19 protein-coding genes are annotated in these 24,295 nt (G+C 66.5%); 17 read left to right on the top strand and 2 right to left on the bottom strand.

Features of this window, described 5'->3' with window-relative positions; genetic code table 11:
* Positions 1-123 precede the first annotated feature (123 nt).
* The 5 genes from FBY03_RS03380 (at position 124) to FBY03_RS03360 (ending at position 7,188) form a co-directional block, all read left to right on the top strand.
* Positions 124-3,750, top strand: a complete 3,627-nt coding sequence (locus FBY03_RS03380; RefSeq protein ID WP_147170785.1) for a DUF2339 domain-containing protein — start codon at positions 124-126, stop codon at positions 3,748-3,750.
* Positions 3,747-5,117: a DUF3999 domain-containing protein gene (locus tag FBY03_RS03375; RefSeq protein ID WP_147170784.1), complete on the top strand. Its 1,371-nt coding sequence runs from the start codon at positions 3,747-3,749 to the stop codon at positions 5,115-5,117. The genes FBY03_RS03380 and FBY03_RS03375 overlap by 4 nt, the downstream gene beginning before the upstream one ends.
* A 135-nt stretch (positions 5,118-5,252) precedes the next feature.
* Positions 5,253-6,260 carry a class 1 fructose-bisphosphatase gene (locus tag FBY03_RS03370; RefSeq protein ID WP_147170783.1) on the top strand — a complete coding sequence of 336 codons (1,008 nt, stop codon included), beginning with the start codon at positions 5,253-5,255 and terminating at the stop codon, positions 6,258-6,260.
* A gap of 3 nt (positions 6,261-6,263) precedes the next feature.
* Positions 6,264-6,866 (top strand): DUF924 family protein, encoded by a 603-nt coding sequence (locus FBY03_RS03365; RefSeq protein ID WP_147170782.1) that lies wholly within the window; start codon positions 6,264-6,266, stop codon positions 6,864-6,866.
* Between the two features lie 67 nt (positions 6,867-6,933).
* Complete coding sequence (locus tag FBY03_RS03360; RefSeq protein WP_147170781.1) at positions 6,934-7,188, top strand: outer membrane protein assembly factor BamE; 255 nt, start codon at positions 6,934-6,936, stop codon at positions 7,186-7,188.
* A gap of 59 nt (positions 7,189-7,247) precedes the next feature.
* Here the strand turns inward: FBY03_RS03360 and FBY03_RS03355 are convergent, their stop codons facing one another.
* Complete coding sequence (locus FBY03_RS03355; protein ID WP_147170780.1) at positions 7,248-8,612, bottom strand: formimidoylglutamate deiminase; 1,365 nt, start codon at positions 8,610-8,612, stop codon at positions 7,248-7,250.
* 198 nt (positions 8,613-8,810) lie between these two features.
* Here FBY03_RS03355 and hutC point away from each other — a divergent pair, with 198 nt between their 5' ends.
* The 12 genes from hutC (at position 8,811) to FBY03_RS03295 (ending at position 23,768) form a co-directional block, all read left to right on the top strand.
* Positions 8,811-9,563: a histidine utilization repressor gene (gene hutC, locus FBY03_RS03350; protein ID WP_147170779.1), complete on the top strand. Its 753-nt coding sequence runs from the start codon at positions 8,811-8,813 to the stop codon at positions 9,561-9,563.
* Positions 9,560-10,165: a HutD family protein gene (locus FBY03_RS03345; protein WP_147170778.1), complete on the top strand. Its 606-nt coding sequence runs from the start codon at positions 9,560-9,562 to the stop codon at positions 10,163-10,165. The genes hutC and FBY03_RS03345 overlap by 4 nt, the downstream gene beginning before the upstream one ends.
* A gap of 587 nt (positions 10,166-10,752) precedes the next feature.
* On the top strand, positions 10,753-12,078 hold the full coding sequence (locus FBY03_RS03340; RefSeq protein WP_147170777.1) for a YjiH family protein: 1,326 nt from the start codon (positions 10,753-10,755) through the stop codon (positions 12,076-12,078).
* 39 nt (positions 12,079-12,117) lie between these two features.
* Positions 12,118-13,794 carry a urocanate hydratase gene (gene hutU / locus FBY03_RS03335; RefSeq protein ID WP_147170776.1) on the top strand — a complete coding sequence of 559 codons (1,677 nt, stop codon included), beginning with the start codon at positions 12,118-12,120 and terminating at the stop codon, positions 13,792-13,794.
* Positions 13,795-13,796: 2 nt separating this feature from the next.
* A complete protein-coding gene (gene hutH, locus FBY03_RS03330) occupies positions 13,797-15,329 on the top strand; it encodes a histidine ammonia-lyase (protein WP_147170775.1) in 1,533 nt (510 codons plus the stop codon).
* A gap of 62 nt (positions 15,330-15,391) precedes the next feature.
* Positions 15,392-16,363, top strand: a complete 972-nt coding sequence (locus FBY03_RS03325) for an ABC transporter substrate-binding protein (protein WP_147170774.1) — start codon at positions 15,392-15,394, stop codon at positions 16,361-16,363.
* A 129-nt stretch (positions 16,364-16,492) separates the two neighbouring features.
* Positions 16,493-17,344 carry a proline/glycine betaine ABC transporter permease gene (locus tag FBY03_RS03320; RefSeq protein WP_147170773.1) on the top strand — a complete coding sequence of 284 codons (852 nt, stop codon included), beginning with the start codon at positions 16,493-16,495 and terminating at the stop codon, positions 17,342-17,344.
* Positions 17,341-18,156, top strand: coding sequence for a glycine betaine/L-proline ABC transporter ATP-binding protein (locus tag FBY03_RS03315; protein WP_147170772.1), 816 nt, complete (start codon positions 17,341-17,343; stop codon positions 18,154-18,156). The genes FBY03_RS03320 and FBY03_RS03315 overlap by 4 nt, the downstream gene beginning before the upstream one ends.
* Before the next feature lie 12 nt (positions 18,157-18,168).
* Entirely contained in the window at positions 18,169-19,701 is a 1,533-nt protein-coding gene (gene hutH / locus FBY03_RS03310) for a histidine ammonia-lyase (RefSeq protein ID WP_147170771.1), read from the top strand.
* Positions 19,698-20,906 (top strand): imidazolonepropionase, encoded by a 1,209-nt coding sequence (gene hutI, locus FBY03_RS03305; RefSeq protein WP_147170770.1) that lies wholly within the window; start codon positions 19,698-19,700, stop codon positions 20,904-20,906. Before hutH (FBY03_RS03310) ends, hutI begins: the two co-directional genes overlap by 4 nt.
* Entirely contained in the window at positions 20,899-21,711 is an 813-nt protein-coding gene (gene hutG / locus FBY03_RS03300) for an N-formylglutamate deformylase (RefSeq protein WP_371920742.1), read from the top strand. The genes hutI and hutG overlap by 8 nt, the downstream gene beginning before the upstream one ends.
* 134 nt (positions 21,712-21,845) lie before the next feature.
* Entirely contained in the window at positions 21,846-23,768 is a 1,923-nt protein-coding gene (locus tag FBY03_RS03295) for an autotransporter domain-containing SGNH/GDSL hydrolase family protein (RefSeq protein WP_147170769.1), read from the top strand.
* A gap of 36 nt (positions 23,769-23,804) precedes the next feature.
* Here the strand turns inward: FBY03_RS03295 and FBY03_RS03290 are convergent, their stop codons facing one another.
* Complete coding sequence (locus FBY03_RS03290; protein WP_147170768.1) at positions 23,805-24,239, bottom strand: hypothetical protein; 435 nt, start codon at positions 24,237-24,239, stop codon at positions 23,805-23,807.
* Positions 24,240-24,295: the final 56 nt, after the last annotated feature.

Here is a 24,295-nt window from a genome sequence, read left to right as displayed (position 1 = left end):
TGCCTGTGATGCAGGTCGCAAGCGTCTCTGTGTGAGGAGACGGCCGGCCTCAATAGTGTTGGAATGATCCGCTGCCGGGCAGGGGCGGCTGACTCGCCTCTTGGCTGATTGGGGAATCGCTGCATGCAATGGATGTTCATGCTGGTCGGGTTGCTGTTGGGAGCGCTGGTCGGCGAATCGATCAGCGCGGCGATAGTCGCCGGCCTGTTGGCCCTGAGTTTGGGGCAGGCCCTCAAGCTGCAGGCGCTGCAACAGCAGAGCACGGCCCTGGCTGCGCAGTTGCAGGACTTCGCCGAGCGTTTCGCGCGCCGCACATCGGAGCTGCATGAGCGTTTGCTCAAGGTGGAGCCGGGTCGTCCGGACGCCGCGACCGAGCCCGTAGCGCCGCGCGACGCGGCGATGGCGACCGAGGCCCGGCAAGCCGAGCCGCCCGCGGCTGGCCCCGGCGAGGATGAGCAGCCGCTGGACTGGGCGCTGGATGCCGAGCTGCTGGCCGCACTGGATCGGCAGGCGCTCGGCGAGCCGCTGGAACCTGTCGCCAGCACGGCTGAAGCCGGCCGGCCAGTCGCGGCCGCCGCGGCGCGCCACGCCGGCCGGCAAGCGGCAATGCCCCGCGAACCGTCGCCGCTCGAACGGGCGATGGGTGCCGCCCAGGCCTGGCTGCTGGGCGGCAACCCGGTGCTGCGGATCGGCGTACTGCTGCTGTTCCTGGGTCTGGCCTTCCTCCTGCGCTATGCCACCGAAGGCATGGTGGTGCCGGTGGAGCTGCGCTACGCCGGAGTGGCGTCCAGTGCCATTGCCTTGCTCGGCCTGGGCTGGTGGCTGCGCCGACGCAACCCGAGTTATGCCCTGATGGTGCAGGGTGCCGGCATCGCCGTGCTGTACCTGACGGTATTCGCCGCCATGCGCCTGCATCCCTTGCTCGCGCCCGGGGCCGCGTTCGCCCTGCTGGTGGCGGTGACGCTCTGCTCGGCGATTCTCGCGGTGGCGCAGGACGCCCTGGCACTGGCGGTGGCAGCGGCCCTCGGCGCCTTCGCCGCGCCTCTGTTGACCTCCACCGGCAGCGGTAACCATGTCGCGCTGTTCTCCTATTTCGCCCTGTTGAATGCCGGCATCTTCGCCATCGCCTGGTTCAAGGCCTGGCGCCCGCTCAACCTGGTCGGCTTCGTCGGCACCTTCGGTATCGGCTTTGCCTGGGGGCTGCGTTCCTACAGCGCGGAATTGCTCTGGAGCACTGAGCCGTTCCTCTTGCTGTTCTTCCTGTTGTACGTGGCCATCGGCCTGTTGTTCGCCCGGCGCAAGCTGCTCGAGGCGCAACAGGCGCCGGCTGGCCGCGCCGAGTTGCTGCGCTGGTCGGCGCGCCAAGGCGATTATGTCGACGCCACCGTGTTGTTCGGCCCGCCGCTGGTGGGCTTCGGCCTGCAGTACGCGGTGGTGCAGCACCTGGCGTTCGCCGCCGCCTTCAGTGCCCTGGCCCTGGGCCTGTTCTATATCGGCCTGGCCCGACTGTTGGCCAGGCGCACCGCCGGGCGCGCGCTGCTGTTAGTGGAAACCTGCCTGGTGCTGGGCGTGGTGTTCGGCACCCTGGCGATCCCGTTGGGGCTGGATGCGCGCTGGACCTCCGCCGCCTGGGCGGTGGAGGGCGCCGGTCTCTATTGGTTGGGCCTGCGTCAACAGCGCCTGTTGGCCCGTTGCTTTGCCTTGCTATTGCAACTGGGCGCGGCCTTGGCCTACCTCGCCGAGCTGCGCTCAAGCCAGGAGGCACTGCTGCAGGGCGCGCCGCTGGGCGCGCTGTTGCTGGGCGCGGCCCTGCTGTTCAGCTTCTGGCGCCTGCGCCAGGCAGCCGAGCAGGCGACTGCCTGGGAGCGCCGTGCGCTGCCGTGGCTGGCCTGCAGCGGTCTGGCCTTCCTTTATCTGATCGCGCCGCTGTGCTTCGCCGCCGAGGCCACGGCTATCAGTTGGGCGTTGGCCGGTCTGGCGACGCTGTTGCTCGGCCTGCGCCTGCAGTCGCGCAGCTTCCTGTTCAGCGCCTTCGCGGTGCAGTTGCTCGGTGGCGCGGTGTTTTTGCTGCAGTTGCACGGCAGTTCAGCTGCTACCGGCGGCGTGTTCAGTGCCGGTTGGCGTGGCCTGTTGACGGCGACCCTGATCGGTCTGGCGCTGATCGGCGGCATGCTCCTGGCTGCGCGCGATAAGCAGGTCAGCCGTGACCGCCGCTTGATGCGCGGCTTGGCGCTGGTGTTGCTGGTCGGGCTGGTGTTTATCAACCTGGCGGTGCTGTTCGTCCTGCCCTGGCAGAGCGCCAGCGCGGTGTGGGGCGGCAGCGGTCTGCTGATTATCTGGCTTAGTTTGCAGTTGCAGCAGCGCGCCAGTTTCGTCTTCGGCGTGTTGCTGCAGGTATTCGGCGGGCTGGCGTTTCTGCTTGCCGCTCCGCTGCTGTTGGCCCAGCTCGGTAGCGAAGGTCTGCGCCCGCTGGCTCACGCCGGCTTCTGGACGCCCGCGGTGCTGGCGATCGCCGCGCTGATCGGGGCCTGGCGGGTGCAGCGAGTCGCCCGCGGCGAGCAGGCGGCTATCTTGCCGGCGTTGAGCCTGGTGCGGTTGTCTCAGGTGCTGCTGGTGTGGGGGGCGGGCTGGTGGAGTTTGGCGCTGGTCGGCGAAATATTTCGATTCGCCGCGCCCGAGTCGCGCGCGCCGCTGGTGCTGTTGGCCGCCGCCGCGAGCGTTGCGTTGTCGACGTTGCTTGCCGCGCGGCTGCAGTGGCGCGCCTTGGCGCTGTTGTGCACGCTGCTGGTGCCGGCTGCGGCGCTGACCCTGCTGCTTGCCTGGCACTTGGCCTACCACCCGGCGGCGGACTTCGGCTGGCTGGGTTGGGGCGCGCTATTCGCGGTGCACCTGTGGTCGCTGCGCCGGCTCGCCGCGCTGCTGCCAGGCGGGGCGTTGAGTGCGGCGCATGTGCTGGGCTGCTGGCTGATCCTCGGGGTGTTGGCGCTGGAACTGCGCTACCTGCTCTATCTGTTGTCCGAGCATTACAACGCCTGGCGCTGGCTCGGCTGGGCGTTGCTGCCGAGCGGTTATCTGCTGCTGATGGCGCTGCCGCGCCAGTTGCGCTGGCCATTCAGCGCCTACTCGCGCGAGTACCGCGTGCTGGCGGCGGCGCCGTTGGCGGCGTTGATGCTGGCCTGGTTCTGGCTGGCCAATAGCGGCAGTGACGGCGCCGCCGAGCCCTTGCCCTACCTGCCGCTGCTCAACCCGCTGGAGCTGGGCTTGCTGATCGCGCTGTTCGGCGTGTACCAATGGCTGCGCAGCACCTTGCCTCAGCTGGGGTTGAGCGAGGCCTACCGGCAGCATCTGCCGCAGCTGGTCGTGGGTACTGCGCTGTTCGCCTTATTCACCGCGGCGGTGTTCCGCGCGGCGCACCATTGGGCAGCGGTGCCCTATCGGCTGGACGCGCTGCTCGAGTCGATGCTGGTGCAGGCCGGCCTATCGCTCATCTGGACCCTGATCGCCCTGGCGCTGATGATCTTCGGTCACCTGCGCAGCCGCCGCGAGTTGTGGTTGGTCGGGGCGGTGCTGATCGGCGTGGTGGTGGCCAAGCTATTCTTCGTCGAGCTGGATAACCGCGGCGGCCTGGAACGCATCGTGTCGTTTATCGGGGTCGGCGTGCTGTTGTTGATCGTCGGCTATTTCGCGCCGCTGCCGCCCCGGCAGGCGGTCGCCGAAGCAGAGCCAGAACCGGAGCGGGTCAAGGCATGAAGGTGTTCTCAAACAAGGCAGGGTCGCGACTGGCGCTGTTGGCCACGCTCGCTCTGCTGGCTGTGCAGCCAGCGAGCGCGCAGGCGCTGGACGACTATGCGACCCGGGTGCCGCTGACCCTGGCCGGCGAGGGTCCCTGGTATCGCCTGGAGGTGCCGATGGCGGTGCATCTCGCCGCGCGCTATGCCGACCTGCGTGACCTGCGGGTGTTCAACGCCGAAGGGCAGGCCCTGGCCTATGCCCTGACTCGGGACGCCGCGCAGAGCCGCGAGACGCGCAGCGAAATCCCAGTCAACTGGTTTCCCTTGCGCGGTCCGGCGAGCGCCGAGCGGATGCCTGCGGTACGGGTGCAGCGCAGCGCCACGGGCACCCTGGTCGAGTTGGCGGCGGAGGAAGTCCAGAGTGCGGAGGCCGAGCCGTTGCGCGGCTGGTTGCTGGATGCCAGCGCGATCGAGGCGCCGCTGCAGCTGTTGATCCTCGACTGGAGCGTCGAGCGTGAAGGCTTTCAGCATTTCACCATCGAGGCCAGCGATGATCTGCAGCACTGGCGCAGCTGGGGCAACGGGCAGGTGGCCCGCCTGAGGTTTGCCGACGAGCGCATCGACCTGCGCGAGGTGGGCTTGCCGGGACAGCAGGCGCGCTACTTGCGGCTGCTCTGGAACGATCCGCAGCAGGCGCCGCTGCTGACCGCCGCGCGCCTGGTCAGCAGCCGCAGCGTGCCGGCGCCGTTGGTCTGGTCGGCGCCGCTGGCGCCGAGTCGGGTCGCACCTGGCGAGTACCGCTGGGATCTACCCCTGGCCTTGCCGCTGCAACGCCTGCGCGTCGAGCTCAGCCAGAGCAATACCCTGGCGCCGGTGACGGTCTCGGGCCGCCGCGACGGCCAGGTGCGCTGGCAACCCTTGGGTCGCGGGCTGCTCTACCGTCTGACCCAGGGTGGCGCGGAGGTGCTGCACGATGAACTCGAACTGTATGGCGCTGCTGCGCAGCAGTTGAGCCTGCGGGTGGACGAACGCGGCGGTGGCCTGGGCAACCAGGCGCCGCAGTTGCGCGTCGGCCTGCGGGCCACCCAGCTGGTATTCCTCGCCCGCGGCACGCCGCCCTACGTGCTGGCCACCGGCAACCCCGCCGGCAAGGCGGCCAGCTTGCCGCTGGATACGCTGATTCCCGGTTACGACGATCGGCGTCTGGCTGGGCTGGGCGTAGCCACAGCTGCTGAGGCGTCCGCATTCGAGGCGGGGGCGGCGAGTGTCGAACAGGCGACGCGCTTCGACTGGAAGCGCCTGGGACTGTGGGGCGTCTTGCTCGCCGGCGTCGGCCTGCTAGTGCTGATGGCGCTGAGCCTGTTGCGCGCGCCGGCCAAGTCTTGAGCGAGGGCGGTTAAGCCGTAGGGCTTTGCTCTGTCTGCCGACCTTGGGGGCGCTACCGACGGGCGGCGGCAGGAGGCGCTGGCGCGCGTAAAGGGTTAAACTGCGCGCGATTTTTCTTCCTTCCCGGAGCCTTCCATGTCCCGCGTTACCCTGAGTCGCTATCTGATCGAGCAGACCCGTAGCCACAACACCCCTGCCGATCTGCGTTTCCTTATCGAGGTGGTGGCGCGTGCCTGCAAGGCGATCAGTCATCAGGTGTCCAAGGGCGCTCTGGGCGGCGTGCTCGGCAGCATGGAAACCGAGAACGTGCAGGGCGAGGTGCAGAAGAAACTCGACGTGCTGTCCAACGAAATTCTCCTGGAGGCCAACGAGTGGGGTGGTCACCTGGCCGGCATGGCGTCGGAGGAGATGGACAAGGCTTACCAGATTCCCGGCCGTTACCCGAAAGGCGCCTACCTGCTTGTGTTCGATCCGCTGGACGGCTCCTCCAACATCGATGTCAACGTTTCGGTCGGTACCATTTTCTCGGTACTGCGTTGCCCGGAGCGCAACGGTCAGAGCGGTGATCTTGGCGAGGACGCCTTCCTCCAGCCGGGCACCGAGCAGGTCGCCGCCGGTTACGCGATCTACGGCCCGCAGACCATGCTGATCCTGACCCTGGGCAATGGTGTCAAAGGCTTCACCCTGGACCGTGAGCTCGGCAGCTTCGTGCTGACCCACGACCATATGAAGGTGCCGGAAACCACCCAGGAATTCGCCATCAACATGTCCAACCAGCGTCACTGGGAGCCGCCGGTCAAGCGCTATGTCGAGGAATTGCTGGCCGGCAAGACGGGCCCTCTGGGTAAGGACTACAACATGCGCTGGGTCGCGGCGATGGTCGCCGACGTGCACCGTATCCTGACGCGCGGCGGTCTGTTCATGTACCCGCGTGATTCCCGTGAGCCGGAGAAGCCCGGCAAGCTGCGTCTGATGTACGAGGCCAACCCGATGTCCTTTATCATCGAGCAGGCGGGTGGCGCCTCAACCAACGGCGTGCAGCGCATTCTGGATATCCAGCCGACGTCCCTGCACCAGCGTGTGGCGGTGTTCCTCGGCTCCAAGCAGGAAGTCGAGCGGGTCACCGCTTACCATCAGGAGTGACCCATGACGCAGCCTTGGCAACCCTTGCTCGACTGGTGGTTCGGCGCCGCGACAACGGCGAGCGAGGTGGCTGCGGCGCGCAACACGCTCTGGTTCGGCAAGCAGGACAGCCAGGACAGCGAGGCGCAGGCGCGTTTCGCTGAACTGGTCGAGCAGGCGCTGGCCGGCGAGCTGGACGCCTGGCACGTACATGCCGAGGGCTGGTTGGCCAATGTGCTGTTGCTCGACCAGCTGCCGCGGATGATCTTTCGCGATAGTCCGCGGGCGTTCGCCGGCGACCTGCAGGCTCAAGCGCTGGTGCGCGAGGGGCTGAGGTATGGCTGGGATATACAGCTGACACCGATTCAGCGGGTGTTCGTCTATATCGTCTTCGAGCATGCCGAAGACCTCGAGCAACAGGAGCGGGCGCTGGCCTGTTTCACCGAGCTGCATGAGCAGGCTGCGGCCGCCGAGCGTCAGCTGTTCGCCGGTTACCTGGACTACGCCGAACGTCACCAGCGGGTGATCGCGCGCTTTGCCCGCTTCCCCCATCGCAACAGCATTCTCGGTCGTGCTTCGACCCCTGACGAACTGGCGTTCTTGCGGGAACCCGGCTCAGGCTTCTGACGTCCAAGCGGGCAAGTCGTGGGGCGCTGTGTCAAGCTGGCCCCACCCTCTATCCAGGAGCTGTGCCATGTCGTTGCGTTCTCTCGTATTGCTGTCGTGCTGTGTGTGGTTGGTGGCTTGCAGCAAGATCAACCAGGAAAACTACTCCAAGCTCAAGCCGGGAATGACCAAGCCTGAGGTCGAAGGCTTGCTCGGCGGCCCCACCGAATGCTCCGGCGCACTGGGTATTTCGAGTTGCACCTGGGGCGACGACAACAGCTTTATCAGCGTGCAATACGCCGGCGACAAAGTGCTGATGTTCTCCGGTAAGGGCCTGAAGTAGCCTCTGCCGATAGGGCGCGGCTTGCTAGCGGGAATCGCCTGCCCACTCTGCGCTCGGGATTAACCCAGCAGCTCACGCAACACCTGGGCGAAGGCCTGGCCTGTCTGTTCCTGGGCGGCGTGGCGGCCCTCGCGGATCACCCAGCGCCCAGCCACCATGACATCGCGCACCTGGCGGTCGCCGCCGGCGAACAGCCAGCGGTTGAGGATGGCGTCGGTCTCGGCGGTGGCGAGGTAGGGGTCATCGCCATCCAGCACCAGCAGGTCGGCACGCTTGCCGACTTCGAGCGCGCCGATCGCTTGCCCCAGCGCCTGGGCGCCACCGGCCAGGGCGGCGTCGTACAGGCTGCGGCCGATCATCGGCTGGTCGCTGTGGTACAGGCGATTGCGCTTCTGGTCGCGCAGGCGCTGGCCGTATTCCAGCCAGCGCAGTTCTTCGGCCACGCTGACCGACACGTGGCTGTCCGAGCCGATGCCCAGGCGCCCGCCCTGGGCGAGGTAGTCCACCGCCGGGAAGATCCCGTCGCCCAGGTTGGCCTCGGTGGTCAGGCACAATCCGGCCACCGCGCCAGAGCGCGCCATGTCGCTGACCTCGTCCGGGTTGGCGTGGGTCGCGTGCACCAGGCACCAGCGTGAATCCACCGGCGCGTGCTCGTACAGCCACTGCAACGGCCGCCGGCCACTCCAGGCCAGGCAGTCGTCGACTTCCTTCTGCTGCTCGGCGATGTGGATATGGATCGGGCAGTGGCTGTCGCCTGCGGCCAGTACTTCGGTGAGCTGCTCGGGGGTGACCGCGCGCAGCGAGTGAAAACACAGGCCCAGGCGCTGGGCCGGTTGTTGCGCCAGCAACGGGTGCAGGCGTTGCTGCAGGGCCAGGTAGCTGTCGCTGCTGTGGATGAAGCGGCGCTGTCCGGGATTGGCCGGTTGGCCGCCAAAGCCCGAGTGACTGTAGAGCACCGGCAGCAGGGTCAGGCCGATACCGGCAGCACTCGCCGCCCGGCTGATGCACAGCGCCAGCTCCGCCGGGTCGGCATAGGCCTGGCCCTGCGGGTCGTGATGCGCATAGTGGAACTCGGCGACGCTGGTGTAGCCGGCCTTGAGCATCTCGATATACAGCTGGCGGGCGATGACCTCGATCTGCTCGGGGCTGAGCTGACCGACCAGGCGGTACATCAGTTCGCGCCAGGTCCAGAAACTGTCATTCGGGTTGCCGGCGACCTCGGCGAGGCCCGCCATGGCCCGCTGAAAGGCGTGCGAGTGCAGGTTCGGCATGCCCGGCAACAGCGGGCCGTTGAGACGCTCGGCGCCCGCGCTGCTGGCGTCGCGGCTGATCTGTTCAATCAATCCGCTGGTCGAGACTTCGAGGCGTACGTTGCGCGCCCAGCCGCTGGCGAGCAAGGCGTGGTCGGCGAAAAAAGCAGGCATGATTTTGCTCTCGCGAGTGGTGCTTGATTTGTATATACATATACAGATGTTTGGCGGCGTCGTAAACTCTTGGCAGACTGAGCCTGTCCAGCGGGTGGCAGCCGTTACCGCTCGCCGGGGAATGCATGAGTGTTCTCCAGGCCTCGTTGGATTACTGCCGTGTGCAATCGGCGCCGGCGCCATGATCAGGAGTACCCCGTGTCCACTTCGCACCCCGAGATCGCATCGCTGGCCTCGCAGTTGGGGGATACCCCCGCGCCCTTGTATGCGCGCGTCAAACAGATGATCAGTGGCCAGATTCAGTCCGGGGCCTGGCCGCCGCACCACCGCGTGCCCTCGGAAAGTGAGTTGGTCAATCAGCTCGGCTTCAGCCGCATGACCATCAATCGGGCACTGCGTGAATTGACCGCGGAAGGGTTACTGGTGCGCATGCAGGGCGTCGGCACCTTCGTCGCCGAGCCCAAGGGCCAGTCGGCCCTGTTCGAGGTGCATAACATCGCCGATGAGATCGCCGCGCGCGGTCATCGCCATCACTGTGTCGTGGTTCGCCTGGAGGAAGAGCAGGCGGGGTCCGAGCGGGCCCTGGCGCTGGACGTGCGCGAAGGCCAGCGGGTGTTCCATTCGGTCATCGTGCATTACGAGAACGATCTACCGGTGCAGATCGAGGATCGCTACGTCAATGCGGCGGTGGCGCCGGACTATCTCAAGCAGGATTTCACCCAGCAGACGCCCTATGCCTACCTGTCTCAGGTCGCGCCGCTGAGCGAGGGCGAGCACGTGGTCGAGGCGATCCTGGCCGATGCCGGCGAGTGCAAGCTGCTGCAGATCGAGCGCGGCGAGCCGTGCTTGTTGATTCGTCGGCGTACCTGGTCGGGACAGAAGACGGTGACCAGCGCGCGGCTGCTCTATCCCGGCTCGCGCCATCGTCTGGAAGGACGCTTCAGCTCATGAGCCTGCCGCGTATGCTGCGCGCGGCCGATTACCCGCGCATGCCCTGGAAGAATGGCGCCGGCAGCACCCTGGAAATCGCCCGCGATGCCGGCGAGGGCCTGGAAGGTTTCGGCTGGCGCCTGTCGCTGGCCGATGTCGGCGAGTCCGGCGGGTTTTCCGCGTTCAACGGTTATCAGCGCATCATCACCGTGCTCGAAGGGGCAGGGATGCAGCTGGAGGTCGATGATGTGCGCTCGCGGCCCTTGCTGGCGATGGATGCCTTCGCCTTCTCCGGCGACAGCCGGGTGCACTGCCAGTTGCTTGGCGGCGCCATACGCGATTTCAATCTGATCTATGCGCCGGCGCGCTACCGCGCGCGGCTGCAATGGTCGCAGGGGCTGCCGGCGCCACACCAGCTGTTCAGTTCCGCGTCGGTGCTGCTGCTCTTCAGTCTGGAGGATGGCTTGAGCGTCAGTCTCGAAGGGCGCACCGAGCATCTCGGTCGCTACGACTGCTGGGTGTGCGAAGGCGGTGCGCTGTTGCGCGAGCTGCGCCTGACTGGTGCGGAGCAAAACGGCTACGCACTGATCGAGCTGCACGCGTGCGGCGATCAATCCACCTGAGACAAACTGCGGCGGCCTGCTAAGGCTGCCGCGCAGGGCCCCTGCCGAACAGATGACGCGTAGCGACCTGCTTGGCCGCTCGGGCTGATTCCTCCCTTGAACCCCCTCACAACCTGCGGCTGCCAGCGAAGGCGTTGGCAGCGTCTCCCCATGTCGTCCATGCGGCTGCATCCGCGCATGTTGAAGTCAGGGGCAGCTACCGTGGTTGCTCGGCCCCGTCCCGCGGCCTGAGCCGCTCCGGCGCTAGCCTCGTCTCTCCTTGTGCAGGGGCGACGTCGGCGCCGAGTGAGTGGATCGCGGCAGTTGGCGCGAGTGTTACTTAGGGCCACGCCTGTGCTGCGCGAGTGCTCGGCGAGTAGGCGATTTTTGTTTCCCGGTAACAATTCTGCACCTGGCGGATGGAGTCTGCCGGTGGTTCTCCTCCAGTGCGCCAGGTCGATTATTCGGGACGTGCGGGGCGCTAGGCGGCTATTTGTCGGGGAAGAAAATAAAAATGGCCCTCTGCTTGCATATGCTTGTATGTACAAGTAAATATATGTGTGTGGATTTAGTGATTGTCTATCCACCTGCCGCCTCGGAGAAGAGTCATGCCTGAAGAGCTTTCGTCGACCGTCAGTGCCGCCTCCGGCCGAGCCCTAGCGCGCCTGCTGGGGTATAGCCTGATCGGCCTGGTGCTGTTTTTCGTCCCCTTCGAGATCGGTGGTCGCTCGACCATCCTGCTCGACCATACGGCCAGCGCCTTGGTGCTGCATGCCCGACCACTGGTGATCGGCATCGCCCTGCTGTTCATGCTCTACGGTGCGTTGGAGCCCTGGATCAGCGGCAGCTGGCGCAAGGACCTGACCCACACGGTGTTCAGTGGGCTCAAGGTGCTCGGCCTGCTGATCGGCGTGGCCTATCTGTTCAAGCTCGGGCCGGATGCGCTGTATCAGCCGGGCATGCTGCCGTTTCTGTTCGACAAGCTGGTGCTCAGCCTGGCGTTGATAGTGCCGCTGGGCGCGCTGGCGCTGGTGTTCTTGATCGGCTTCGGCCTGCTGGAGACCGTCGGGGTATTGATGCAGCCGGTGATGCGACCGATCTGGCGCACGCCCGGCAAGTCGGCGATCGACGCGGTGGCCTCCTTCGTCGGCAGCTACTCGGTGGGCCTGCTGATCACCGACCGCATGTACCAGCAGGGCCACTACAGCCTGCGCGAGGCGGCGATCATTGCCACCGGCTTCTCCACCGTGTCCGCCCCGTTCATGGTGATCATCGCCAAGACCCTGGGCCTGATGGAAATCTGGAACCTGTATTTCTGGGGCGCCATGCTGGTGACCTTCAGCGTCACCGCGGTCAGCGCGCGGATCTATCCGCTGTCACGCCTGCCGTCCGAGGCGCACCCGGAGCCGCAATTGCGTCCCGGCGAGAGCCGCCTGCGCAGCGCCTGGAGTGCCGGCCTCAGCCAGGCGGCCTGTGCGCCTTCGCTACTCACGGCCCTGCGCGACACCTTCAGCGATGGCCTGCGCATGACCGCCGCCATCCTGCCGAGCATTCTCGCGGTCGGCCTGCTCGGGTTGCTGGCCGCCAAGTACACCCCGCTGTTCGATGCCATCGGCGTGCTGCTCTATCCGATCACCTGGCTGTTCGGCCTCAGTGAGCCGATGGAGGTGGCGCGTGCCCTCGCGGCCGGGCTGGCGGAAATGTTCCTGCCGGCGATGCTGCTGAAAGACGCCGACCAGATCGTCAAGTTCGTTACCGGCATCGTCTCGGTGAGCAGCGTGCTGTTTCTCTCCGCATCGATTCCCTGCGTGCTGGCCACGCGAATTCCCCTGCGTCTGCGCGACCTGCTGTTGGTCTGGCTGCAGCGCACCGTACTTAGCCTGGTGTTCAGCATTCCGCTGGCCTACCTGGCGCACTTTATGGGCTGGCTGTGACGCCGTCCGCCGTTAACTAGTTAGATTGAGGAGTCTGCCATGACCAAATTCCGTGACACCGAAATTCGCGCCCCGCGTGGCACCCAGTTGAGCGCCAAGAGCTGGATGACCGAGGCGCCGCTGCGCATGTTGATGAACAACCTCGACCCGGAAGTGGCGGAGAACCCCAAGGAGCTGGTGGTGTATGGCGGCATCGGCCGCGCCGCGCGCAACTGGGAGTGCTACGACCAGATCGTCGAGAGCCTCAAGCAACTGAACGACGACGAGACCCTGCTGGTGCAATCCGGTAAGCCGGTCGGCGTATTCAAGACCCACAGCAACGCGCCGCGCGTGCTGATCGCCAACTCCAACCTGGTGCCGCACTGGGCGACCTGGGAACACTTCAACGAGCTGGATGCCAAGGGCCTGGCGATGTACGGCCAGATGACCGCCGGCAGCTGGATCTATATCGGCAGCCAGGGCATCGTCCAGGGTACCTACGAGACCTTCGTCGAGGCCGGCCGCCAGCATTTTGGTGGCGACCTCACCGGCCGCTGGGTACTCACCGCCGGTCTCGGCGGTATGGGTGGTGCGCAGCCGCTGGCGGCGACCCTGGCCGGCGCCTGCTCGCTGAACATCGAGTGTCAGCAGAGCCGCATCGACTTCCGCCTGCAGACCCGCTACGTCGACGAGCAGGCCAAGGATCTCGACGACGCCCTGGCGCGCCTCGAGAAGTACTGCGCCGAGGGCAAGGCGATTTCCATCGCCCTGTGTGGCAACGCCGCCGAGATCCTTCCGGAACTGGTCAAGCGTGGCGTGCGCCCGGACATGGTCACCGACCAGACCAGCGCCCACGATCCGCTCAATGGCTACCTGCCGATCGGCTGGAGCTGGGACGAGTACCGTGCCAAGGCGCAGTTGCAGCCGGCCGAAGTGGTCAAGGCCGCCAAGCAGTCGATGGCCGTGCACGTGCGCGCCATGCTGGCCTTCCAGCAGCAGGGCGTGCCGACCTTCGACTACGGCAACAACATCCGCCAGATGGCCAAGGAAGAGGGCGTGAGCAATGCCTTCGCCTTCCCCGGCTTCGTTCCGGCCTATATTCGTCCGCTGTTCTGCCGCGGCGTCGGCCCGTTCCGTTGGGTGGCCTTGTCCGGCGACCCCGAGGACATCTACAAGACCGACGCCAAGGTCAAGGAGCTGATCCCTGACGATGCCCATCTGCATCATTGGCTGGACATGGCCCGTGAACGCATCGCCTTCCAGGGTCTGCCGGCACGTATCTGCTGGGTCGGCCTGGGCCAGCGCGCCAAGCTCGGCCTGGCCTTCAACGAAATGGTCCGCAGTGGCGAGCTGTCCGCACCGGTGGTGATCGGCCGCGACCACCTGGATTCCGGCTCGGTGGCCAGCCCCAATCGCGAAACCGAGGCGATGGCCGATGGCTCCGATGCGGTGTCCGACTGGCCGCTGCTCAACGCCCTGCTGAACACCGCCAGCGGCGCCACCTGGGTCTCGCTGCACCACGGTGGCGGCGTCGGCATGGGCTTCTCCCAGCACTCCGGGGTGGTCATCGTCTGCGACGGCAGCGATGAAGCCGCCGCGCGCATCGCCCGCGTGCTGCACAACGACCCGGCCACCGGGGTGATGCGGCACGCCGATGCCGGTTATCAGATTGCCATCGACTGCGCCCGCGAACAGGGCCTCAATCTACCTATGGTTACCCCGGTCAAAGGAGCCTGAACATGACTGCGCTGAACTTACTGCCTGGTCAACTGAGCCTGGGCCAGTTGCGCCTGGTGCTGCAGGGGCCGGTAACGGTCACCCTGGACGAGAGCGCCGCCGAGGCCATCGAGGCCAGCGTCGCCTGCGTCGAGCAGATACTCGCCGAGAACCGCACCGCCTACGGCATCAACACCGGCTTCGGCCTGCTGGCGTCGACCCGCATCGCCAGCGCAGACCTGGAAAACCTGCAGCGCTCGCTGGTGCTGTCGCATGCCGCCGGTGTCGGCCAGCCGCTGGATGATGATCTGGTGCGGTTGATCATGCTGCTCAAGGTCAACAGCCTGGCGCGTGGCTTCTCCGGTATCCGTCGGCAGGTGATCGACGCGCTGATCGCCCTGATCAATGCCGAGGTTTACCCGCACATCCCGCTCAAGGGCTCGGTCGGCGCCTCCGGCGACCTGGCGCCGCTGGCGCACATGTCGCTGGTCCTGCTCGGCGAGGGCAAGGCGCGCTACCAGGGCGAATGGCTGCCGGCCACCGAGGCCTTGGCCAAGGCCGGCCTCGAGCCGCTGACCCTGGCGGCCAAGGAAGGCCTGGCGCTGCTCAACGGCACTCAAGTGTCCACCGCCTACGCCCTGCGCGGGCTGTTCGCGGCCGAAGACCTGTTCGCCGCGGCGCTGGTCTGCGGCGGCCTGAGCGTGGAGGCCATGCTCGGCTCGCGGGCGCCCTTCGATGCGCGCATTCACGCGGCCCGTGGCCAGCGCGGACAGATCGATGCAGCCGCCGCCTACCGCGATTTGCTCACGCCCAGCAGCGAGATCTCCCGTTCCCATGAAAAGTGCGACAAGGTCCAGGACCCCTATTCGCTGCGTTGCCAGCCGCAGGTCATGGGCGCTTGTCTGACCCAGCTGCGCCAGGCCGCCGAGGTGTTGGCGGTCGAAGCCAACGCGGTATCGGACAACCCGCTGGTGTTCGCCGCCGAGGGCGACGTGATCTCCGGCGGTAACTTCCACGCCGAGCCGGTGGCCATGGCCGCCGACAACCTGGCCCTGGCCATCGCCGAAATCGGCGCGCTGTCCGAGCGGCGCATCTCGCTGATGATGGACAAGCACATGTCGCAGTTGCCGCCGTTTCTGGTGGCCAATGGCGGGGTCAACTCCGGTTTCATGATCGCCCAGGTCACCGCCGCCGCGCTGGCCAGCGAGAACAAGGCGCTGGCTCATCCGCACAGCGTCGACAGCCTGCCGACCTCGGCCAACCAGGAGGACCACGTGTCCATGGCCCCGGCCGCCGGCAAGCGCCTGTGGGAAATGGCCGACAACGTGCGCGGCATCCTCGCCGTCGAATGGCTCGGTGCCTGCCAGGGCCTGGACTTCCGCGAAGGGCGCAAGACCTCGGTGAAACTGGAACAGGCCCGCGCCGCGCTGCGCGAGCAGGTCAGCCATTACCAGGAAGACCGCTTCTTCGCCCCGGACATCGAGGCCGCCAGCCAGCTGTTGGCGACGCGCTGCCTGAACGACCTGCTGCCGGCGAAGCTGCTGCCGAGTCTCTGAGGTCGCCGTAACACTTTTGCTCGACTGCCGTTACCCAACCCATTGAATGATTGGAGTATCCGATGAACAAAAAACCTAAGTCGCTGCTCGGCACTGTCCTCGCCCTCGGCCTGTTCGCCACTTCCGCCGCGACGCAAGCCGCCGGCTGGTGCGAATCGGGCAAACCGGTGAAATTCGCCGGGCTGAACTGGGAGAGCGGCATGCTGCTCACCGACGTGATGCAGATCGTCCTCAAGGAAGGCTACGGTTGCGCCACCGACAGCTTGCCGGGCAACTCCATCACCATGGAGAACGCCTTGAGCAGCAACGACATTCAGGTGTTCGCCGAGGAATGGGTGGGCCGCAGCGAGGTCTGGAACAAGGCCGCGGCGGCCGGCAAAGTGGTCGGGGTCGGCGCGCCGATCGTCGGTGCGGCCGAAGGCTGGTACGTGCCGCGCTATGTGGTCGAGGGCGATGCCCAGCGCAAGCTCGAAGCCAAGGCGCCGAACCTCAAGGCGATTACCGACCTGGCGCAGTACGCCGAAGTCTTTCGTGACCAGGAAGAGCCGAGTAAAGGCCGCTTCTACAACTGCCCGGCCGGCTGGACCTGCGAGCTGGACAACAGCGAGATGCTGAAAAGCTACGGCCTGGAAGACAAGTTCACCAACTTCCGCCCGGGCACCGGGCCGGCGCTGGATGCCGCGGTGCTGTCGAGCTACAAGCGCGGCGAGCCGATCCTGTTCTATTACTGGTCGCCGACGCCGCTGATGGGGCAGGTCGATCTGCTCAAGCTGGACGAGAAGCCTGGCGTCGACAAGACCATCAGCATCCAGGTCGGTCTGTCCAAGGACTTCCACGAGCAGGCGCCGGAACTGGTGGCGGTGCTGGAGAAGGTCAATCTGCCGATCGACCTGCTGAACCAGAACCTGGCGCGGATGGCCAAGGAACGCATCGATTCGCCTGAGCTGGCCAAGCTCTTCCTCAAACAGCACCCGGACGTCTGGCGCGCCTGGGTCAGCGAAGAGGCGGCGCAGAAGATCGACGCGGCGTTGTAACCCGCAGCACGGGAGGGGCGCCGATGCCCCTCCGCGATGTTGCACAGGACAGTCCCCTCGCGTGCGCGCGAGGGTCGGGGAGCGGGGGCTGGCGCCGCCCTCCCAGAGCAAACCGATCGAGAGCAGCCTATGTTCCCCGAACGCTTCACTTTCTCCATTGCCGATTGGGTCAATACCTGGGTCGACGATCTGGTGGCCAACTACGGAGATGTGTTCCGCCACATCTCCGACACCCTGTTGTGGGCCATCGTCAACCTCGAAGGCCTGCTGCGCGGCACACCCTGGTGGCTGATGCTGGCCATCGTCGCCGCTGTCGCCTGGCACGCCACACGCCGTACGCTGCCGACCCTGGCGATCGTCGGCCTGCTGTTCCTGGTCGGTGCGGTCGGGCTCTGGGACAAATTGATGCAGACCCTGGCACTGATGCTGGTGGCGACCCTGATCGCGGTGATTATCGGTATTCCGCTGGGCATTCTGTCCGCCCGCAGCAACCGCCTGCGTGCGGTGCTGATGCCGCTGCTGGACATCATGCAAACCATGCCCAGCTTCGTCTACCTGATCCCGGTGCTGATGCTCTTCGGCCTGGGCAAGGTGCCGGCGATTTTCGCCACGGTGATCTACGCCGCGCCGCCGTTGATCCGCCTCACCGACCTGGGTATCCGCCAGGTCGACGGCGAGGTGATGGAAGCGGTCAACGCCTTTGGCGCCAACCGCTGGCAGCAGCTGTTTGGCGTGCAACTGCCGCTGGCGCTGCCGAGCATCATGGCCGGAATCAACCAGACCACCATGATGGCCCTGTCGATGGTGGTGATCGCCTCGATGATCGGCGCCCGCGGTCTCGGCGAGGACGTGTTGATCGGCATCCAGACCCTCAACGTCGGACGCGGCCTCGAAGCCGGTCTGGCCATCGTCATCCTGGCCGTGGTCATCGACCGCATCACCCAGGCCTATGGCCGTGCGCGGCATGAGGTGAGCAAATGAGCAAGATCGTGGTGAAGAACGTCTTCAAGATATTCGGTGCGCGCCCGGAGGCTGCGCTGAAGATGATTCAGCAGGGCCAGAGCAAGGATCAGGTGCTCGCCGCGACCGACTGCGTGGTCGGGGTCAACGACTTGTCGCTGGCTATCGAGCCGGGTGAAATCTTCGTCATCATGGGCCTCTCCGGCTCCGGCAAGTCGACCCTGGTGCGTCACTTCAACCGCCTGATCGATCCGACCAGCGGTGAAATCCTGGTCGATGGCGAGGACATCCTGCGTTACGACCGGGAGGCGTTGCGCAGCTTCCGTCGGCGCAAGATCAGCATGGTGTTCCAGAGCTTCGGCCTGTTGCCGCACAAGACGGTGCTGGACAACGTCGCCTACGGCCTCAAGGTGCGCGGCGAGAGCAAGGCCCATTGCGCCGAGCGCGCGCTGCACTGGATCAACACCGTCGGCCTCAAGGGCTATGAAAAGTCCTATCCGCACCAGCTTTCCGGCGGCATGCGCCAACGGGTCGGGCTGGCTCGCGCGTTGGCGGCGGATACCGACATCATTCTGATGGACGAGGCCTTCAGCGCGCTCGACCCGTTGATTCGCGCCGAGATGCAGGACCAGTTGCTCGAACTGCAGAAGGCCCTGCACAAGACCATAGTGTTCATCACCCACGACCTCGACGAGGCCGTGCGCATCGGTAATCGCATCGCCATTCTCAAGGACGGTCAGCTGATCCAGGTCGGCACGCCGAAGGAAATCCTCTACCAGCCCGCCGATGAGTACGTCGATCGTTTCGTCCAGCGCCGTGTGGCTACTGTTTAAGGAAGCATGCAGATGTTGTCTGTCGAAACCATAGTCCTGGGTAATGCGCCCTTGCGCTGGCAAGACGTCGTGGCGGTGGCCCGCCATGGCGCGCAACTGGAGTTGGCGCCGGTCGCCTGGGGGCGCATCGACAACGCCCGCGCGGTGGTCGAGCGCATCGTCGCCCGGGGGGAGCGGGCCTACGGCATCAGCACCGGCCTCGGCGCCCTGTGCAACGTGCTGCTGGAGGGCGAGCAGCTCGCCCAGCTGTCGCGCAACACCCTGCTCAGCCATGCCTGCGGCGTCGGTCCGGCGCTGACCAACGAGCAGACCCGGGCGATCATCTGCGCCGCCATCGCCAATTACAGTCACGGCAAGTCCGGGGTGCAGCGTGGGGTCGTCGAGATGCTGCTGGCACTGCTCAACCGCGGTATCACTCCGCGGGTGCCCGCGCAGGGCTCGGTCGGTTATCTGACCCATATGGCGCATGTCGGCATCGCCCTGCTCGGTGTCGGTGAAGTGAGCTATCGCGATCAGGTCGTGCCGGCCACGCAGGCGCTGGCGGCCGAAGGGCTGCAGCCGGTGCAGCTGGGGGCCAAGGATGGCCTGTGCCTGGTCAATGGCACGCCGTGCATGACCGGCCTGAGCTGCCTGGCCCTGGCCGACGCGAGTCGTCTGATGCAGTGGGCCGACGTGATCGGCGCCATGAGCTTCGAGGCGTTGCGCGGGCAGCTCGACGCCTTTGCCCCGGAAGTCATCGCGCTGAAACCGCACCCTGGCATGCAGCGGGTGGGCGACAACCTGCGGGCCCTGCTCGAAGGCAGCGAAGTCGTGGCCAGCAGCCGTGGCCTGCGCACCCAGGACGCCCTGAGCATCCGTGCGATACCGCAGGTGCATGGCGCCTGCCGCGATCAACTGGCCCATGCGGCGCAGCAGATCGAGACCGAACTCAACTCGGTCACCGACAATCCGCTGGTGCTGGGCACGCCGGACGACTACCGGGTGGTGTCCCAGGCCAACCCGCATGGCGAGTCGGTGGCGATGGCCGCCGATCTGCTGGCCATCGCGGTGGCCGAGCTCGGCGGTATCGCCGAGCGGCGCCTGGACCGGTTGATCAACCCGCTGGTCAGTGGCTTGCCGGCCTTTCTGGTTGCAGAACCCGGGGTCAACTCGGGGATGATGATCGTGCAGTACGTCGCCGGCGCATTGTGTGGTGAGAACCGTCAGCTGGCGCAGCCGGCGGTGCTCGACAACTTCGTCACCTCCGGTCTGCAGGAGGATCACCTGAGCCTCGGCACCAGCGCCGCGTTGAAGCTGGGCAAGGCGTTGGCCAACAGCCGGCAGATTCTTGCCATCGAGTACCTGCTGGCGGCCCAGGCCTTCGAGTTCCTCAAGGCGCAGCACTTCGGCGTCGGCACCCATTGTGCCTGGGAGCTGCTGCGCGAACGGGTGTCGGCCTATGACAGCGACCGCTGGCTGGCACCGGACATTGCCAGCGCCGCCGCCCTGCTGAGTGAAGACGGCGCTCTCGAGCGAGTGGCGGCGAGTATCGGAGGCCTGCAATGAAAAAGCGTTGGCAACATTGCCATGCCGCCAGCATGGCCGGCGGCCGTTACTCGATCATCGAGGACGCGGCGCTGGTCACTGAGGGCGCGCACATCGTCTGGATCGGCCCGCGCGCCGAGCTGCCGGCCGGCGACTATGGCGAAACCGTCGACCTCGGCGGCGCCTGGCTGACCCCGGGGCTGATCGACTGTCACACCCACCTGGTGTTCGGCGGCGACCGCAGCGCTGAATTCGAGCAGCGCCTCGAGGGCGTCAGCTATGCCGAGATCGCCGCAGCCGGCGGCGGCATCGCCAGCACCGTGCGCGCCACCCGCGAGGCCAGCGAGGGCGAGCTGCTGACGGGCGCATTGCTGCGCGCCCGGCAGCTGTTGCGCGAGGGCGTCACCACCCTGGAAGTCAAATCCGGCTACGGCCTGAGCCTGGCCGCCGAGCGCAAGATGCTGCGGGTGATCCGTCGCCTCGGCGAGCTGCTGCCGGTGACGGTGCGCAGCACCTGCCTGGCGGCCCACGCCCTGCCGCCGGAGTTCGCCGGGCGGGCGGACGCCTATATCGACCTGGTCTGCGCCGAAATCTTGCCGCAATTGGCCAGCGAAGGGCTGGTAGATGCGGTGGACGCCTTCTGCGAGCACCTGGGGTTTTCCCCGGCCCAGGTCGAGCGGGTGTTCCAATGCGCCGGCGAGCTGGGCCTGCCGATCAAACTGCATGCCGAGCAGCTGTCCTCGTTGCACGGCTCCAGCCTGGCAGCGCGTTACGGCGCGCTGTCGGCCGATCATCTGGAGTTCATGGATGAGAGCGATGCCCAGGCCATGGCCGCCGCCGGCAGCGTGGCGGTGCTGCTGCCTGGCGCCTTCTATTGTCTGCGCGAGACTCAGTTGCCGCCGATCGATCTGTTGCGCCGGCATGGCGTGGCCATGGCGATCGCCAGCGACCTCAATCCTGGCACCTCGCCGGCCCTGTCGTTACGCTTGATGATGAACATGGCCTGCACCCTGTTCCGCATGACCCCGGAGGAGGCCCTGGCCGGGGTCACCCTGCACGCGGCCCAGGCCCTGGGCCTGGGCCACAGCCACGGCAGCCTGGAAGTGGGCAAGGTCGCCGACTTTGTCGCCTGGGATATCGCCCGGCCGGCTGAGCTGGCCTATTGGCTGGGTGGCGAGCTGGGCAAACGGGTGATCCGTCATGCTGAGGAGCTGACCGATGTCTGAGATCGATGACGCGTTCGAGTTCAGCCGTGGCCGCGTGCCGCTGCTGATCAGCATGCCGCACGCCGGCCTGCGCCTGACTCCGGCGGTCGAGGCCGGCTTGGTCGAGCAGGCGCGCAGCCTGCCGGACACCGACTGGCATATCCCCAGGCTCTACCACTGCGCCGCCGAACTGGGCGCCAGCACCCTGGCGGCCAACTATTCGCGCTACGTCGTCGACCTCAACCGGCCGCAGGACGACGCACCGCTGTACGCCAGTGCCACCACCGGGCTGTTTCCCGCCACCCTGTTCGATGGCGAGGCGCTGTATCGCCCTGGGCTGGCGCCCGGCACCGAGGAGCGCGCGCGCTACCTGGCGCAGATCTGGAAGCCCTATCACCAGACCCTGGCCGACGAGCTGGCGCGCTTGCAGAAGGAGTTCGGCTATGCGCTGCTGTTCGACGCTCACTCGATCCGCTCGCAGGTGCCGAGGCTGTTCGACGGGCGTTTGCCCGACTTCAATCTCGGCAGCAACAGCGGCGCGAGCTGCGCGATCGACTTGGCCGAGCGCCTGCGTCAGCTCTGTGCGCAGGCGCAGGGCTACAGCCATGCGCTGAACGGGCGCTTCAAAGGCGGCCACATCACCCGTCATTACGGCCAGCCGCAGCAGCATCGGCATGCCGTGCAGCTGGAATTGGCCCAGTGCAACTACATGGACGAACAGCCGCCCTTCGGCTACCGCGAGGACCTGGCCAAGCCGACTCAGGCGGTCATTCGGCAGTTGCTCCAGGCCATGCTCGATTGGGGCCGCGAGCACTACGGGCGCTAGTTGGCCCGGGCTCTTTGGCTGCGCGCCGCAGCATCTGCAGGGCGACACCACCCATTTGGGTGAGCGTCGCCCTGGGCTGTGCGCGATAACCTTCTTGGCTTGCCGTAAGGCAACCACAATAAGAAGGAGCAGCCATGACCCCCTCCCTGAAAACCCTGACCGCCGCTGTACTGCTCGCCGGCCTGCCGGCCGCGACCCACGCCATGCCCTACTCGCAATTGGTGATCTTCGGTGACTCGCTGAGCGACAGCGGCCAGTTCCCCGATATCGGCAGTCCGCTGTTGGGCGGCAACCCTACCGGAGGCCTGCGCTTCACCAACCGTACCGGCCCCGGCTTTTTGTCCAATAACACCGAGTACTACGACGCCGTGTCCACCCAGCGCCTGGCGGCCCTGCTCGGTCTGCAGGCCCTGCCCTCGACCCCCATCCTGCCGCAGGTGCTCACCGGTAACCCGGACGGGAGCAACTATGCGGTGGGCGGCTACCGCACCGATCAGATCCTCGCCTCTATCACCGCGCTCAACGGCTCGGTGGTGAATGCCGGTGGCGGCACCATCCGCACCCGCAACGGCTACCTGGTGGATGTGCCGCGGGTCGATCCCGATGCCCTGTTCTACCTCAACGGTGGCGGCAACGATGTGCTGCAATTCGTGGTCACCGACCAGGCCAGCGCCGCCGCTGCGGCAGCCGATCTGGTCGCCGGGGTGGCGGCGCTGCAGGCGGCAGGGGCGCGCACCATCATCGTCTCGGATCTGCCGGATGTGGGCCTGACCCCGGCCGGTTTCGCCTCGGGGTTCCGCGCGGCCTGGTCGAACGCCTCGGGATTGCTCAACGACCAACTGGGCAACCAGCTCGCGGCCCTTGGCGGCAATGTCATCCGCCTGAATTTCCGCGGCCTGTTGAGCGAGGTGAAGGGCGACCTGGCGAGCTACGGCTTCGATCCGCTGGTCAGCCAGACCGATGTCTGCTTCAGCGGTGACAGCTGCCTGGCCGACCCGACCTGGGGCCTGGGCGGGCTCACGCCGAATCCCGACCGGCTGATGTTCAATGACGGCGTGCACCCCACCTCGGCGGTGCAGCAGATCAGCGCCGACTACATCTACTCGATTCTTGGCGCGCCGTGGCAGGTGTCGCTGCTGCCGGAAATGGCCATGGCCAGCCTCAACGCGCACCAGCAACAGCTGCGCAGCGAATGGCAGGCCGACCGCGGCGTCTGGCAGGCCGTGGGTCAGTGGCGTAGCTTCGTCGCCGCCAGCGGCCAACGCCAGCAGTTCCAGCGTGACCAGGCGGTGGCCGACGGCGACAGCACGGGCCTGGGCGTGAACCTGGGCAGCAGCTATCGCCTGAGCGAGCAATGGCGCCTGGGCCTGGCCTTGGGCCTGCAGGAGCAGGAGCTCGAGGCGGGCGAGGCCGACTCGGAGTACGACCTGCGCAGCTACTTGCTCAGTGCCTTCGCCCAATACCAGCACGGCCGAGTGTGGGCCGATAGCAGCATCAGTCTGGGCCACCTGGACTACAGCGACCTCAACCGGCAGTTCGCCCTGGGGATCACCGAACGCAGCGAAAAAGCTGACACCGATGGGCAGCTGTGGGCTCTGTCCGGGCGCCTGGGCTATGACCTGGCCAATGCCGGCACGGGTTGGCGGGTCAGCCCGTTCATCAGCGCCGACTATGCCAAGGTCGAGGTGGACGGCTATCGCGAGCGCGGCATGAGTGCTACCTCACTCAACTTCGACGACCAGCAACGCGACAGCAAGCGCCTGGGTCTGGGGTTGCAGATGAACTACCAGCTCGCCCCGGCGACCCAAGTGTTCGCCGAAATCGCCCGCGAGCGCGAGTTCGAGGACGACGCGCGTGACCTGCGCCTGGGCCTCAATTCGGTTGCCGGCAACCGCTTCGAGTTGCAGGGCCATACGCCGGCCAGTGGCCAGACCCTGGCCGGCGTGGGCATCAGCCATGCGCTGGCCGAGACCCTGCAACTGCGCGCGTCCTACCAGTTCCGCGGCACCGATGAGCGCCAGCACGGCATCAACCTGTCGCTCAACTGGGACCTGTAAGGCCAAGGCCAGCTGCGTCTGAGGGCGCCGCTGGCCTCACTGCCAGTCCAGCCGCGCCAGTTTCCACTCGTCGCCCTCCAGCCACCACTCCAGTGCGACGCTGTAATGCCGTGCGCTGTCGGGGATCAGGCCTGCGGCGCCGGTCAGGGCGATCTGCGCCTCGCTGCGGCCTTTGTCGCGGTAGGTCGGGTCGATCTGGCTGTGTTTACTGAGTGCCAGCACCTGGATGTTCTTGTGGCGCAAGAACAGCAGGGTCATGGTGCGCTGCGCCCAGTCGCGCACGAAGCTCTGCTGGGCGGAAAACTGCGGGTGCAGTTGCTCGAGTACCGCGCGGGTCTGCTTGCCCTCAAGGTTGTCTTGCAGCTGCTGCACGGCGGCTTCCAGTGCGGCTTGCGGATCATCGCGGCCACCGCAGCCCGCCAGCAGAATGAAAAACAGTATGAAAGGTAAGGCGAATTGCCGGACTGACATGCCGAACTCCTGATTCATGGTTATGATGCCGGTTGAGCATCAGAGCGGCGCCCAAC

Source organism: Pseudomonas sp. SJZ079 (assembly GCF_007993865.1).
Taxonomy (GTDB): Bacteria; Pseudomonadota; Gammaproteobacteria; order Pseudomonadales; family Pseudomonadaceae; genus Aquipseudomonas.
Note: the sequence above shows the minus strand (reverse complement) of the source record. Positions and strands in the feature narration are given on the sequence as shown.